The sequence below is a fragment of the Streptomyces sp. 17_S59 genome, from assembly GCF_056930295.1.
Window position 1 is genome coordinate 3,100,496 of sequence record NZ_JBXOWD010000001.1, and the last position, 11,680, is coordinate 3,112,175.

7 protein-coding genes are annotated in these 11,680 nt (G+C 68.3%); 1 reads left to right on the forward strand and 6 read right to left on the reverse strand.

Annotated elements, in window-relative coordinates; translation table 11 throughout:
- Positions 1–100: 100 nt before the first annotated feature.
- The gene (locus tag AC1Z4A_RS13745; RefSeq protein ID WP_483678745.1) at positions 101–1,531 is read right to left on the reverse strand and encodes an SDR family NAD(P)-dependent oxidoreductase; all 1,431 of its coding nucleotides are present in this window, start codon (positions 1,529–1,531) and stop codon (positions 101–103) included.
- A 107-nt stretch (positions 1,532–1,638) separates the two neighbouring features.
- Between AC1Z4A_RS13745 and AC1Z4A_RS13750 the strand changes: the two genes are divergently transcribed.
- Positions 1,639–2,496 (forward strand): metallophosphoesterase family protein, encoded by an 858-nt coding sequence (locus AC1Z4A_RS13750; RefSeq protein ID WP_483678746.1) that lies wholly within the window; start codon positions 1,639–1,641, stop codon positions 2,494–2,496.
- A gap of 154 nt (positions 2,497–2,650) precedes the next feature.
- Here AC1Z4A_RS13750 and tuf read toward each other — a convergent pair whose 3' ends face one another.
- From tuf to AC1Z4A_RS13775, 5 genes are all read right to left on the reverse strand, one after another.
- Positions 2,651–3,844: an elongation factor Tu gene (gene tuf, locus AC1Z4A_RS13755; RefSeq protein ID WP_483678748.1), complete on the reverse strand. Its 1,194-nt coding sequence runs from the start codon at positions 3,842–3,844 to the stop codon at positions 2,651–2,653.
- Between the two features lie 167 nt (positions 3,845–4,011).
- Positions 4,012–6,135, reverse strand: coding sequence for an elongation factor G (gene fusA, locus AC1Z4A_RS13760; RefSeq protein WP_483678750.1), 2,124 nt, complete (start codon positions 6,133–6,135; stop codon positions 4,012–4,014).
- Between the two features lie 39 nt (positions 6,136–6,174).
- Entirely contained in the window at positions 6,175–6,645 is a 471-nt protein-coding gene (gene rpsG / locus AC1Z4A_RS13765) for a 30S ribosomal protein S7 (RefSeq protein ID WP_004950419.1), read from the reverse strand.
- Positions 6,646–6,647: 2 nt separating this feature from the next.
- Positions 6,648–7,019 (reverse strand): 30S ribosomal protein S12, encoded by a 372-nt coding sequence (gene rpsL / locus AC1Z4A_RS13770; RefSeq protein WP_003948652.1) that lies wholly within the window; start codon positions 7,017–7,019, stop codon positions 6,648–6,650.
- Positions 7,020–7,724: 705 nt separating this feature from the next.
- Positions 7,725–11,630 carry a DNA-directed RNA polymerase subunit beta' gene (locus tag AC1Z4A_RS13775; protein ID WP_483678758.1) on the reverse strand — a complete coding sequence of 1,302 codons (3,906 nt, stop codon included), beginning with the start codon at positions 11,628–11,630 and terminating at the stop codon, positions 7,725–7,727.
- Between the last annotated feature and the right edge of the window lie 50 nt (positions 11,631–11,680).

The window sequence follows — 11,680 nt, forward strand, 5'->3', positions numbered from 1 at the left end:
ACCGGGGGTCCGGGGGGCAGAGCCCCCCCACGCGGCGGAGCCGCAAATCGATACAGCCGGGAAGGGGCGGGGTGGGGAATAGCCCGCCGCAGGCGCCCCCCTACACCCCCAGCCTCCGCCGCAGCCGCTCCTCCGCCGGCACCGCCAGCACCTGCACCCGCTCCCCGTCCAGCACCCCCCGCACCACCCCGAACCCCTCCCCCGGCGCAATGGACCGGAACCCCTGCTTCTCCGCCCGCGCCCGCACCCCCGCATCCCGGGCCGCCGCCCCCACCGTCCCCCACCACCCCCAGTCGATCACCCGCACCGCACACGGCAGGCGCCGGTCCAAGAAGGCGGCATAGGCGTCCTGGAACACCGACCCCGCCACATAGCCCGCCAGCCCCGCGTCCCCCAGGAAGCCCTGCGCGGAGGAGTAGAAGAGCAGAAAGTCGAGGGGCTCCGCCCGGAAGACCTCGGCCAGGGCCACGCTCAGCCGCGTCTTCGCCGCCAGGCTCCGCCGCAGCTCCGCCTCGTCGAGGTGGCGGATCAGCCCCGGTGCGAGGTCCAGTGCCGAGTGGATCACGCCGTGCACGGGGCCGAAGCGCTCGTGGACGGCGGCCAGGGCGCCGCGCAGGGACGCGGGGTCGGCGGCGTCGGCCCGTACGTACATCAGCTGCGAGCCGTCGCCGGGGCCGAAATCGACGGCGGCGATCCGGGCGCGGCCGTCCTCGTCCAGCGCGGAGCGGCCGAGCAGGGCCACCCGGGCACCGTGCTCGCGGACCAGGAAGCGGGCCGTCTCCAGGCCGATCCCGCCCGCGCCGCCGGCGATCACATACGTGCCGCCGCTCCGCAGCCGCGGCACCCCGGGTCCGGGGCCGGGAAGGGCCACGGGAGCGAGGGCGTGGACGTGGCGGACGCCCCCGCGGTGGGCGGCACGCACACCACGCGCCCGCGGCTCCGCGGCCACCAGGGCCGCGAGCCGGTGCCAGCACTCGCTGCCGGGGGCCGGGAGCCGGCCTCCGAGGCCCAGGTCGACGACCGGCGCGGTCCACCTCCGGTGCTCGCTCTCCAGCACCGTCGCGAAGCCCGCCAGCGATGCCGCCCACGGGTTGACGGGCGGCTCGCCCGCCACCGCCCAGACGTCGTTGGTGACGATCCGCCAGTCCACCTCGCGCGTGGCGGCGACCGGGACGACGAGCTGCCGGGCGCACCGGAACAGGGCCAGTACGCCGGTCTCCTCGGCCGCCTCCAGGGCGTCCGGCCCGCCGTCGTCCGTGCCCTCCCGCAGCCCGCCGAGGAAGTAGACCGTCCTCGGAACGACCGATTCCGAACCGCTCGCGGACAACTCCCGCTCCCCCGCACCCAGTTCCACGCGGACGACCTCGTCGCCGGAGTGCAGCGCCGCGAGCGCGTCGGCGAGAGGGCGCCCGGCGGGCGCGTACACGATCAGCACGGGGCCGGCCGGGCCGGCCGCCGCACTCCCGCCGCCGCCCCCGGGAAGAGGCTCGGCCCGCCAGGTGCTGCTGTAGGTGTACTCCGCGTCCGGCATGCCGTCTCCCCCGTGAGCAAGTGCACGCCGGCCGTGCGCCGGGCGCCGGGGCCTACCGTAAGTTCCGTACGACGCACGACCAATAGCCGCCCGCGAGTTGGGATCCGATGCAGCCGAAATCGTCTGGCACCGGCCGACGGCTCCTCGCCGTCAGCGATCTGCACACCGGCATGTCCGAGAACGTGCCCATCACCGAATCACTGCGTCCCACCACCGACGAGGACTGGCTCATCGTCGCGGGCGACGTGGCGGAGGTCTTCGCCGACGTCGAGCGCACCCTCAAGCTGCTCTCCGGCCGGTTCGCCAAGGTGATCTGGGCGCCGGGCAACCACGAGCTGTGGACCCCCTCCGGCGACCCGGTCACCCTGCGCGGCGAGGCCCGCTACGAGCGGCTGGTGGAGCTGTGCCGGGGCCTGGGCGTGGTGACGCCGGAGGACCCCTGGCCGGTCTGGGACGGGCCGGGCGGACCGGCCGCGGTGGCGCCCCTGTTCACGCTGTACGACTACTCGTTCCGCACGCCGACCGCCCGCACCAAGGAGGAGTCGCTGGCCCAGGCCCGCGAGGCGGGCGTCGTGTGCACGGACGAGTACCTGCTGCACCCCGATCCCCACGAGGGCATCGACGACTGGTGCCGGGCCCGGATCGCCGCGACGGAGGCCCGGCTGGCCGCGCACGACCCGGCCGTGCCGCTGGTGCTGGTCAGCCACTGGCCGCTGGTGCGCGAGCCCACGGACGTCCTGTACTACCCGGAGTTCGCCCAGTGGTGCGGGACCACCCTGACCGCGGACTGGCACCGCCGGTTCACCACGGCCGCGGCCGTCTACGGGCACCTGCACATCCCCCGGACGACCTGGCACGACGGGGTGCGCTTCGAGGAGGTCTCGATCGGCTACCCGCGGGAGTGGAAGCGCCGGGGCCACCCCAAGGGGCTGCTGCGGCAGATCCTGCCGCAGCCGAGCGCGTAGCACCGCGACGGCGGCCGGCACCGCACCGCGAGGGCCGGCCGGCACCCGCACTGCGAGGCGGCCGGCGCCGCCCGGACATGCAAGAGGGCCCGCACACCTCGCGGTGTGCGGGCCCTCTTGTCGACCGTCAGGTCAGACCGTCAAGCAAGCGGACTTACTTGTTGATCTTGGTGACCTGGCCGGCGCCGACGGTGCGGCCGCCCTCACGGATGGTGAAGCGCAGGCCCTCCTCCATGGCGACGGGCTGGATCAGGGAGACGGACATCTCGGCGTTGTCGCCGGGCATGACCATCTCCGTGCCCTCCTTGAGGGTCACAACACCGGTCACGTCAGTCGTACGGAAGTAGAACTGCGGACGGTAGTTGTTGAAGAACGGGGTGTGACGGCCACCCTCGTCCTTGGAGAGGATGTAGGCCGTGGCCTCGAACTCGGTGTGCGGGGTGACCGAACCCGGCTTGATGATGCACTGGCCGCGCTCGACGTCCTCGCGCTTGATGCCGCGGAGCAGCAGACCGACGTTCTCACCGGCCTGGCCCTCGTCGAGCAGCTTGCGGAACATCTCGATACCGGTGACCGTGGTGGAGGTCTTCTCGGTCTTGATGCCGATGATGTCGACGGTCTCGTTGACCTTGAGGACACCACGCTCGATACGACCGGTGACGACGGTGCCACGACCGGTGATCGTGAAGACGTCCTCGATCGGCATCAGGAACGGCTTGTCGACGTCACGCTCGGGCTGCGGGATGTTCTCGTCGACGGCGGCCATCAGGCCGAGGAGCTTCTCGCCCCACTCCTTGTCGCCCTCCAGCGCCTTCAGCGCGGAGACGCGGACGACCGGAGCGTCGTCGCCGTTGAACTCGTACTCGTTGAGGAGCTCACGGACCTCGAGCTCGACGAGCTCCAGGATCTCCTCGTCGTCCACCATGTCGGCCTTGTTCAGGGCGACAACGATGTACGGAACGCCGGACTGGCGGGCCAGGAGCACGTGCTCCTTGGTCTGCGGCATCGGACCGTCGGTCGCGGCGACCACGAGGATCGCGCCGTCCATCTGGGCGGCACCGGTGATCATGTTCTTGATGTAGTCCGCGTGACCCGGGCAGTCGACGTGGGCGTAGTGACGCGACTCGGTCTGGTACTCAACGTGAGCGATCGAGATCGTGATACCGCGCTGACGCTCCTCGGGCGCCTTGTCGATCTCGTCGAACGGCGTGAAGGGGTTCAGGTCCGGGTACGCGTCGTGCAGCACCTTGGTGATCGCCGCGGTAAGGGTCGTCTTACCGTGGTCGACGTGACCGATGGTGCCGATGTTGACGTGCGGCTTAGTCCGCTCGAACTTCGCCTTCGCCACTGGGGTCCTCCTGTGGAGTGGTTCTGTACGCCTGAATTTCGGTCGGCGCCAGGGATCTTTGCTGGGAAGCCGCCCGCCGGGGCAGACCGCCATGATTTGTGACGGAATGCCCCGACAGCCGGTGTCAAGCCTAAGGTGTGTGCCACACCCGTCGAGACGGGAGTGGGTTACTCGCCCTTGGCCTTCGCGATGATCTCCTCGGCGACGTTCCGCGGAACCTCGGCGTAGGAGTCGAACTGCATCGAGTAGCTTGCGCGACCCGAGGTCTTGCTGCGGAGGTCTCCGACGTAGCCGAACATCTCCGACAGCGGCACCAGGCCCTTGACGACCTTGGCGCCGGCCCGGTCCTCCATGGCCTGGATCTGGCCACGGCGGGAGTTGATGTCGCCGATCACGTCACCCATGTAGTCCTCGGGCGTGGTGACCTCGACGGCCATCATCGGCTCGAGCAGGGCGGGGGACGCCTTGCGGGCACCCTCCTTGAACGCCATGGAACCGGCGATCTTGAACGCGAGCTCGGAGGAGTCGACGTCGTGGTAGGCACCGTCGAGCAGCGTCACCTTGACGCCGGTCAGCGGGTAGCCGGCCAGCACGCCGAACTCCATGGCCTCCTGGCAGCCCGCGTCCACGGACGGGATGTACTCCCGCGGGATGCGGCCACCGGTGACCTTGTTCTCGAACTCGTAGCCGTCGCCCTCGAGGGGCTCGACCGCGATCTGCACCTTGGCGAACTGGCCGGAACCACCAGTCTGCTTCTTGTGCGTGTAGTCGATGCGCTCGACGGCCTTGCGGATCGTCTCGCGGTACGCGACCTGCGGCTTGCCGACGTTGGCCTCGACCTTGAACTCACGCTTCATACGGTCGACCAGCACCTCGAGGTGCAGCTCGCCCATACCCGCGATGATGGTCTGGCCCGTCTCCTCGTCCGTGTGGACCTGGAAGGACGGGTCCTCCTCGGCCAGACGCTGGATGGCGACACCCAGCTTCTCCTGGTCGCCCTTGGACTTGGGCTCGATGGCGACCTGGATGACCGGCGCCGGGAAGTCCATGGACTCGAGGATGACCGGGCTGCCGGCGTCGCAGAGCGTCTCGCCGGTCGTGGTCTGCTTCAGGCCCATGACGGCGACGATGTCGCCGGCGCCCACCGACTCGATCTCCTCACGCTTGTTGGCGTGCATGCGGTAGATCTTGCCGATGCGCTCCTTCTTGCCCTTGACGGAGTTCTGGACCTGAGATCCAGACTCCAGGCGGCCGGAGTACACGCGGACGAAGGTGAGCTTGCCGAGGTGCGGGTCGCTCATGATCTTGAACGCCAGCGCCGCGAGGGGCTCCTCGTCGGACGGCTTGCGCTTGACGACCTCGTCCGCGTTGTTGACGGCGTGGCCCTCGATGGCCTCGATGTCGAGCGGCGAGGGGAGGTAGCGCACGACCGCGTCGAGCAGGGGCTGGACGCCCTTGTTCTTGAACGCGGTACCGCAGAACACCGGGGTCACCGTGGTGCCCTCGGTGGTGCGGCCGGACTCGATGGTGATGCGACGGATCGCGGCCATCAGCTGCTCCTCGGAGGGCTCCTGGCCCTCGAGGAAGAGCTCCATGATCTCTTCGTCGTTCTCGGCGACGGCCTCGACCAGCTTGTTGTGCCACTCCTCGGCGGCCTCAACGTGCGTGTCGGGGATGTCGACGACGTCGTACATCTCACCCTTGGCGGCCTCGGCGGACCAGACCAGAGCCTTCATGCGAACGAGGTCGATGACGCCCTGGAAGTTGGCCTCGGCACCGATCGGGAGCTGCATGACCAGCGGCTGAGCACCCAGGCGGTCGACGATCATGTCGACGCAGCGGTGGAACTCGGCACCCGTGCGGTCCAGCTTGTTGACGAAGCAGATGCGCGGCACGCCGTAACGGTCGGCCTGACGCCACACCGTCTCGGACTGCGGCTCGACACCGGCGACACCGTCGAACACGGTCACGGCACCGTCGAGCACGCGCAGGGAGCGCTCCACCTCGACGGTGAAGTCGACGTGACCCGGGGTGTCGATGATGTTGATCGTGTGATCGACGTTCTCGAGCGGCCAGTGGCAGGTCGTCGCGGCAGACGTGATCGTGATGCCGCGCTCCTGCTCCTGCTCCATCCAGTCCATCGTGGCAGCGCCGTCGTGGACTTCACCGATCTTGTAGGAAACACCGGTGTAGAAGAGGATGCGCTCGGTGGTGGTCGTCTTGCCCGCGTCGATGTGGGCCATGATCCCGATGTTGCGGACCTTGGCCAGGTCAAGCGAAGTGGTGGCCATATGGCTCAGTCTTCTCTCGGTTCTCGATGGGGGTTGCGACTACCAGCGGTAGTGCGCGAAGGCCTTGTTGGACTCGGCCATCTTGTGCGTGTCCTCGCGCTTCTTGACCGAAGCGCCGAGGCCGTTCGAGGCGTCCAGCAGCTCGTTCATGAGGCGCTCGGTCATGGTCTTCTCGCGACGGGCGCGGGAGTAACCGACCAGCCAGCGCAGCGCCAGGGTGGAGGCGCGGCCCGGACGGACCTCGACCGGCACCTGGTAGGTGGCGCCACCGACGCGGCGGGACTTGACCTCGAGAGCCGGCTTCACGTTCTCGAGGGCGCGCTTGAGGGTGATGACCGGGTCGTTGCCGGTCTTCTCGCGCAGACCCTCCATGGCGCCGTACACGATGCGCTCGGCGGTGGAGCGCTTGCCGTGCAGGAGGATCTTGTTGATCAGCGACGTCACCAGGGGGGAGCCGTAAACCGGGTCGATGATGACCGGGCGCTTCGGGGCGGGGCCCTTACGAGGCATTCTTACTTCTCCTTCTTGGCGCCGTAGCGGCTGCGAGCCTGCTTACGGTTCTTGACGCCCTGCGTGTCGAGGGAACCGCGGATGATCTTGTAGCGAACACCCGGCAGGTCCTTCACGCGGCCACCGCGCACGAGCACGATGGAGTGCTCCTGCAGGTTGTGGCCCTCACCCGGAATGTAAGCGGTGACCTCGATGCCGGAGGTCAGACGCACACGCGCGACCTTACGGAGCGCCGAGTTCGGCTTCTTCGGGGTGGTCGTGAAAACACGCGTGCAGACGCCACGGCGCTGGGGCGAACCCTCGAGTGCGGGCGTCTTGTTCTTCTCGACCTTGTCCTGCCGGCCCTTCCGGACCAGCTGCTGGATCGTAGGCACCGTTTCTCCGGTTTCTGTGTGCCGATCACGATAAAACTAACCCGGAACTGCGACCGACCCACGAGGTCGGGCGTGTCGAAGACTGCAGACCCCCGCCGGAGGCGGAATGGTGCAGATTTCGGTGTCTCCGATGCGGCGAGAACCGCCCGGTCCGGACCTCCCGTGCGGTCTGAAGGCACGCACGAGAGCCCGGGGACACCCCAGGCACAAGGTCAGAGCGTACCTACCGCATGGGCTGCGGTCAAAACAAATACACACGCGGTGGACGCCCCGACCTGCGGCATTTTGTCCCGGTTCAGCGTCCCACACTCCGGGCGTATGGGCACGGCGGGGGCGCCTGCGCGGGCGCACGAGCGGGCGTCCGTCCCCCGCCGCAGGGGCTTCGACCTGCTTCGACCTGCTGTTCGCCGGTCGGGCGCGCCCACTCCCGCACTGCGCACGAGGGCCGCGAGCGCGCACGGAGCAACCCTGACGACGTAAGCGAACTCTCACTTTTTCCTGCGCGATGGTGCCGACCATGCAAGTCATCGAGTACCCCATAGCCGACGGGCGCCACAGCCGCCCACGGCCTCCTGTGGACGGATCCCGCGGCCCCGGACCGCCACTCCCCCGGAGGCCCGGCCCTGCGCGGCCCAGGCCGCCCTGCCGAAACGCCGCAGGGCGGCCACCCCGAAGGGTGACCGCCCTGACGAGCGAACCAGGTGCTTACTGGTTGTACGGACCGTAGTCGTAGTCCTCCAGCGGAACCGCCTGGCCGGAGCCGGTGCCGAAGGGCGAGTAGTCGATGTCGTCGTAACCGACGGCCGAGTACATCGCGGCCTTGGCCTCCTCGGTGGGCTCCACCCGGATGTTGCGGTAGCGGGACAGACCCGTACCGGCCGGGATGAGCTTACCGATGATGACGTTCTCCTTGAGGCCGATGAGCGAGTCGGACTTGGCGTTGATCGCCGCATCCGTCAGGACTCGGGTCGTCTCCTGGAAGGAGGCGGCCGACAGCCAGGACTCCGTCGCCAGCGAGGCCTTGGTGATACCCATCAGCTGCGGACGGCCGGAGGCGGGGTGACCGCCCTCGGTGACCACACGACGGTTCTCGGACTCGAAGCGCGAGCGCTCCACGAGCTCGCCCGGCAGCAGCTCGGCGTCGCCGGACTCGATGATCGTCACGCGGCGGAGCATCTGCCGGATGATGATCTCGATGTGCTTGTCGTGGATCGACACACCCTGCGAGTTGTAGACCTTCTGGACCTCGCCGACCAGGTGGACCTGGACGGCGCGCTGGCCGAGGATGCGCAGGACGTCGTGCGGGTTGGTGGCACCCACGGTGAGCTTCTGGCCCACCTCGACGTGCTCGCCCTCGCTGACCAGCAGACGGGCTCGCTTCGAGATCGCGAACGCGGTCTCGTCGGAGCCGTCGTCCGGAGTGACGACGATCTTCTTGGTCTTCTCGGTCTCCTCGATCCGCACGCGGCCGGCGGCCTCGGAGATCGGGGCGACACCCTTCGGGGTACGGGCCTCGAAGAGCTCGACGACACGGGGCAGACCCTGGGTGATGTCGTCACCGGCCACACCACCGGTGTGGAAGGTACGCATCGTCAGCTGGGTACCGGGCTCACCGATGGACTGGGCGGCGATGATGCCGACCGCCTCACCGATGTCCACCAGCTTGCCGGTCGCCAGCGAGCGGCCGTAGCAGTAGGCACAGGTGCCGACCGCGGACTCACAGGTGAGGACCGAACGGGTCTTGACCGTCTCGACGCCGTGGGCGACGAGCTGGTCGATGAGCACGTCACCGAGGTCGACGTTGGCCGGCGCGATGACCTTGCCGTCGACGACCACGTCCTCCGCCAGCATGCGGGCGTAGACGCTGGTCTCGACGTCGTCGGCCTTGCGCAGGACGCCGTCCTCGCCCTTGGAGGCGATCTGCAGCTTGAGGCCGCGGTCGGTGCCGCAGTCCTCCTCGCGGATGATCACGTCCTGGGAGACGTCCACGAGACGACGGGTCAGGTAACCCGAGTCGGCGGTACGGAGGGCGGTGTCCGCGAGACCCTTACGGGCACCGTGGGTGGAGATGAAGTACTCCAGCACGGAGAGACCCTCACGGAACGACGCCTTAATGGGTCGCGGAATGGTCTCGTTCTTCGCGTTCGACACCAGACCACGCATACCGGCGATCTGCCGCATCTGCATCATGTTTCCTCGGGCACCCGAGTCAACCATCATGAAGATGGGGTTCGTCTTGGGGAAGTTCGCGTTCATCGCCTCGGCAACCTCGTTGGTCGCCTTGGTCCAGATCGCGATCAGTTCCTGCGTGCGCTCGTCCTTGGTGATCAGACCGCGCTCGTACTGCTTCTGGACCTTCTCGTCCTGGGCCTCGTAGCCCGCGACGATCTCCTTCTTGGCCTCGGGGACCACGACGTCGGAGATGGCCACGGTGACGCCGGAACGGGTCGCCCAGTGGAAGCCGGCCGCCTTCAGGTTGTCGAGCGTCGCCGCCACGATGACCTTGGGGTAGCGCTCGGCGAGGTCGTTGACGATCTCGGAGAGCTGCTTCTTGCCCACCGAGTAGTCGACGAACGGGTAGTCCTCGGGCAGCAGCTCGTTGAAGAGCGCGCGGCCCAGGGTGGTGCGCAGACGGAAGCTGTCGCCCTGCTGCCAGGTGGTCTCGGCGTCGCCGTCCACGTCGACCGGCGGGGTCCAGCCACGCGGCGGAACGGTGCCGATCGGGAAGCGGATGTCGACCTTCGCCTGGAGCGACAGCTCACGGGCGTCGAACGCCATGATCGCCTCGGCGACCGAGCCGAAGGACCGGCCCTCACCGATGACCTTGCGCTCTTCCTCGTCGGTGGTGAGGAAGAACAGACCGAGCACCATGTCCTGGGTCGGCATGGTGACCGGACGGCCGTCGGCCGGCTTGAGGATGTTGTTCGAGGACAGCATCAGGATGCGGGCCTCGGCCTGCGCCTCCGCGGAGAGCGGCAGGTGGACGGCCATCTGGTCACCGTCGAAGTCCGCGTTGAACGCGGTGCAGACGAGCGGGTGGATCTGGATGGCCTTGCCCTCGACCAGCTGCGGCTCGAAGGCCTGGATGCCGAGGCGGTGCAGCGTGGGCGCACGGTTCAGCAGCACCGGGTGCTCGGCGATGACCTCTTCGAGGACGTCGTACACCACGGTGCGGCCACGCTCGACCATGCGCTTGGCCGACTTGATGTTCTGCGCGTGGTTCAGGTCGACCAGGCGCTTCATCACGAACGGCTTGAACAGCTCCAGCGCCATGGCCTTGGGCAGACCGCACTGGTGCAGCTTGAGCTGCGGGCCGACGACGATGACGGAACGGGCCGAGTAGTCGACACGCTTACCGAGCAGGTTCTGACGGAAGCGACCCTGCTTACCCTTCAGCATGTCGCTGAGGGACTTCAGCGGACGGTTGCCGGGGCCCGTGACCGGGCGACCACGACGGCCGTTGTCGAAGAGGGCGTCGACCGCCTCCTGGAGCATCCGCTTCTCGTTGTTCACGATGATCTCGGGGGCACCGAGGTCGAGCAGACGCTTCAGACGGTTGTTGCGGTTGATCACACGGCGGTACAGGTCGTTCAGGTCGGAGGTCGCGAAGCGGCCACCGTCCAGCTGCACCATCGGACGCAGGTCCGGCGGGATCACGGGGATGCAGTCCAGCACCATGCCGCTGGGGCTGTTGCGGGTCTGCAGGAAGGCGGAGACGACCTTGAGGCGCTTGAGCGCACGGGTCTTCTTCTGGCCCTTGCCGGTCCGGATGATCTCGCGGAGGCGCTCGGCCTCCTCGTCCAGGTCGAAGGACTCCAGGCGCTTCTGCAGCGCGGCGGCGCCCATCGCACCCATGAAGTAGGTGCCGAAGCGGTCGCGCAGCTCGCGGTAGAGCAGCTCGTCGCCCTCGAGGTCCTGGACCTTGAGGTTCTTGAAGCGGTTCCAGACCTCGTCGAGGCGGTCGATCTCGCGCTGCGCGCGGTCGCGCAGCTGCTTCATCTCACGCTCGGCGCCCTCGCGCACCTTGCGGCGCACGTCGGCCTTGGCGCCCTCGGCCTCCAGCTCGGCCAGGTCGGCCTCGAGCTTCTTGGCGCGGGCCTCCAGGTCGGCGTCGCGGCGCTGCTCGACCTGCTGGCGCTCGACGGAGACATGGGCCTCCAGCGAGGGCAGGTCGCGCGTGCGGCGCTCCTCGTCCACCCACGTGATCATGTAGGCGGCGAAGTAGATGACCTTCTCGAGGTCCTTCGGGGCCAGGTCCAGCAGGTAGCCCAGGCGCGACGGAACGCCCTTGAAGTACCAGATGTGGGTGACAGGGGCGGCAAGCTCGATGTGGCCCATCCGCTCACGGCGCACCTTGGCGCGCGTGACCTCGACGCCACAGCGCTCACAGATGATGCCCTTGAAGCGGACACGCTTGTACTTGCCGCAGTAGCACTCCCAGTCCCGGGTGGGGCCGAAGATCTTCTCGCAGAAGAGTCCGTCCTTTTCGGGCTTCAGGGTGCGGTAGTTGATGGTCTCCGGCTTCTTGACCTCACCGTGGGACCAGGTCCGAATGTCGTCCGCGGTCGCCAGGCCGATCCGCAGCTCGTCGAAGAAGTTGACGTCGAGCACTGTTCGTCAATCCCTCTTTCAGGGTCGTGCCCCTCGCGTTAGCGATTTAT

Bases quoted from the DNA above. Each gene is read 5' to 3' on its own strand.
- AC1Z4A_RS13745 (WP_483678745.1), bottom strand. From the start codon at position 1,531: ATGCCGGACGCGGAGTACACCTACAGCAGCACCTGGCGGGCCGAGCCT.
- AC1Z4A_RS13750 (WP_483678746.1), top strand. From the start codon at position 1,639: ATGCAGCCGAAATCGTCTGGCACCGGCCGACGGCTCCTCGCCGTCAGC.
- fusA (WP_483678750.1), bottom strand. From the start codon at position 6,135: ATGGCCACCACTTCGCTTGACCTGGCCAAGGTCCGCAACATCGGGATC.
- rpsG (WP_004950419.1), bottom strand. From the start codon at position 6,645: ATGCCTCGTAAGGGCCCCGCCCCGAAGCGCCCGGTCATCATCGACCCG.